Source organism: Actinocorallia lasiicapitis (assembly GCF_054778695.1).
This window is the reverse complement of the sequence record NZ_BAAGZI010000810.1, coordinates 1-920: the sequence shown is the minus strand read 5'-3', so window position 1 is coordinate 920 and position 920 is coordinate 1. Positions and strand designations below refer to the sequence as shown.

At 74.2% G+C, this 920-nt stretch carries 1 protein-coding gene and 1 pseudogene; both read right to left on the bottom strand.

Translation table 11 applies throughout. The features are described from left to right. Positions 1 to 655 (bottom strand): LLM class flavin-dependent oxidoreductase (locus tag ACYVE7_RS34760; RefSeq protein WP_460370899.1); only part of this gene is annotated, 655 nt, incomplete at its 3' end. 12 nt (positions 656 to 667) lie between these two features. After that, a pseudogene (locus ACYVE7_RS34755) lies at positions 668 to 920 on the bottom strand (ABC transporter ATP-binding protein); the annotation flags it as partial.

Genomic DNA, 920 nt, shown 5'->3' with positions numbered 1-920 from the left:
CGAGCGCCCGCAGCGGCGCCAGCCGCTCGGCGACGGTCTGCGGCGGCTCCGCCCAGGTCAAGGCCACATCGGCGGAGCGGGCGGCGACCCGGTGCGCGGCGGGCGACGAACCGCCGAAGTAGATCTTCGGACGGTCGGCCAGCGGCTGGGCCAGCCCGCCGCCCTCGATCCGGTAGTGCGTGCCGGTGTGGTCGAAGGGTTTCCCCTCCCAGCAGCGGTTCAGGATCTCCAGATACTCGGCGGTCCGCTCGTACCGGGCGTCGTGGTCGAGGAAGTCGCCGTAGGCGCGCTGCTCGACGGGGTCGCCGCCGGTGACGACGTTCAGCCGCAGCCGCCCGCCGGACACCTCCTGGAACGCCTGGGCTTGCTGGGCGAGGAGCGTGGGCAGGGCGTAGCCCGTCCGGAACGCGATCAGCAGGTTGATCCGGCTGGTCTGCTGGCTGAGCGCCGAGCAGACGATCCACGGGTCAGGGCAGCCGGCGCCGACCGGGGTCAGCAGGGCGCCGAACCCGGAGTCCTCGGCCGCCCGGGCGACCTGCCCGAGGTAGCGGATGGTCCCGGGGCGGGTCGCGTCGGTCCGGTGGTCGGTCGTGGTGATCGCGGACCGGATCTCGTGTCCGTCGCCGGTGGTGGGCAGGAACCAGTGGACGCTCATGGGGGCCCTTTCTCAGGCGGCCGCCGCGCGGTCGGCGGCGGCGACGGTCTCACGGACGGCGGGGTGGCCGGGCTCGGCCCGGGGGTCGCCGCCCAGCGGCAGGTCCGAGGCCAGATCGAGGGCGATCCGGCCGGGACGCGCGCTGAGCACGACGATCCGGGTGCCGAGGTACACGGCCTCGTCGACGCTGTGGGTGACGAACAGGACGGTCGTTCCGGTGGCCTGCCAGATCCGGCGCAGCTCCTCCTGGAGCCGTTCGCGGGTG